At 44.6% G+C, this 1,924-nt stretch carries 1 protein-coding gene; it reads left to right on the top strand.

All coding sequences use genetic code 11. The annotated features are described in order from the left end of the window. Window positions 1-267 precede the first annotated feature (267 nt). A partial coding sequence (locus A3763_RS18995) for a CarD family transcriptional regulator (RefSeq protein ID WP_304440828.1) occupies window positions 268-1,924 on the top strand: 1,657 nt, incomplete at its 3' end.

The raw sequence follows: 1,924 nt of genomic DNA, 5'->3' as shown, positions 1-1,924 counted from the left end.
TGAAACGTTTTCAAATAACGGCTTTGCGCCAAACTGCATTGTAATATTCGCGGTAACTAACAAGGTATTGCCTCAAGATCTGGGTCATGGTTCAGCTATCTATTAATAGCGGCGCGAATTATGCCACAAAGAAAGCGCTTTCGTTAAACCAAAGCAAAGATTTTTGTATCTCGTTTGCTAAGGGCTTATATCGGGGTGCAATATTCCTCGATCAAAGCTATTATTCGCCCCTTATTTCTGCCGCCAATTCGAGAACAGTAACTTAGCATGAATGTCTCTTCTATTTCGTCAACGCTTATTCCTTCAGTGCCCGCTGACCATAAATACTGGGGCTCCATTCCTCAAGGTGCTAGCGCGGCGACACTTTACGAGTTACTTAATGAGATAGAAGGCTTTTGTTTATATATCGCTAAAGATTCGCAACAAGCCTACGCAATGGAAAGCGCGTTTAAATTCTTTAACGAAGGCAAGCATGAGGTTTATGTTTTCCCTGACTGGGAAACACTTCCCTACGATACATTCTCACCCCATGAAGATATTATTTCTCAGCGTTTGGAAACTCTCAGCAAGCTTCCTCTTGCTAAGCGCGGCTTACTTATCATCCCGCTTAATACGCTATTGCATCGTTTGCCACCAAAAAGCTTTTTGAACGCGCACACCTTTTCTTTAAAGAATGGGCAGACATTTGAGCTTGAAAAGTACCGCCGTATGCTTGAAGAAGTTGGCTACAGAAATGTTAATACCGTTTATGAGCATGGCGAGTACGCAATACGAGGCTCAATCTTTGACCTTTACCCTATGGGCAGTGAAGAACCCGTTCGTATCGAGTTGTTTGATGATGAGATAGAAAGCCTGCGTACATTCGACCCGGATAACCAGCGTTCAAAAAATAAGATCAAATCGCTAAAGATTTTACCTGCAAACGAATTCCCATGGGACGATAAAAGCCGCATGAGTTTTCGGAACCGTTGGTTAGAGCAGTTCCCAAATGCGGCATCAAACTGTCCTTTATATCGAGATATCAAAGACGGAATCAAACCACACGGCGTTGAATATTACAGCCCGCTGTTTTTTGAAGAGATGACAACACTGTTTGACTATTTACCTGAACAGTCACTTGTCATTACGCCAAGTGACGTGCCTGAATTGCTAGATCATGTGTGGAGCGATATTAACGGCCGTTACGAAGATCGAAGGCACGATATCCAGCGCCCTATTCTTCCGCCTAGAAACCTGTTCCTGACAACTGACGAATTATTTTCTGATTTAGAGCAACACCCAAGGTTAACCTTATCCACCGCGAGATTAAGTGAAGGTGCAGGTAAATCAAACTTACCTTTTGATGTACTAGGGCAAGTAGGTGTCGATGACAGAAATACCGATCCACTCAGTGCGCTTAAAACGGCAATAGACGCCTTTGCCGGTAAGACGCTGATCATTGCTGAAACCGCGGGCAGACGTGAAGTACTAAGCGAGTTGTTCACACAGTACGCCTTCGCATTCGAAGACACTCAAAGCTGGCAAAGCTTTCTGCAAACAGACAGCCAGGTACAGTTAGTAACTGGCAGTTTGTCGCACGGCTTTATTTCGCAAGAAGCGTCACTTCAGGTTATCACCGAAACAGAATTGTTCGGCCAGCGAGTTGTACAGAGCCGACGCCGTAAGAAATCTAGTGATAATTCTGAAATGATGGTGAAAAACCTGACGGAATTATCCATCGGCGCGCCGGTCGTACATATTGATAATGGCGTTGGCCGCTATCGCGGTTTAGAAACGATCAAAGTGGGTGATCAAGTCGATGAGTTTCTAATGCTTGAGTATGCCAACGAAGCCAAGCTCTATGTTCCTGTATCTAACCTCAACCTTATTTCTCGATATAGCGGAACTGACGAATCACTCGCTCCGCTGCACCGTCTGGGAACTG

This window comes from Oleiphilus sp. HI0128 (genome assembly GCF_001635365.1).
Note: the sequence above shows the minus strand (reverse complement) of the source record. Positions and strands in the feature narration are given on the sequence as shown.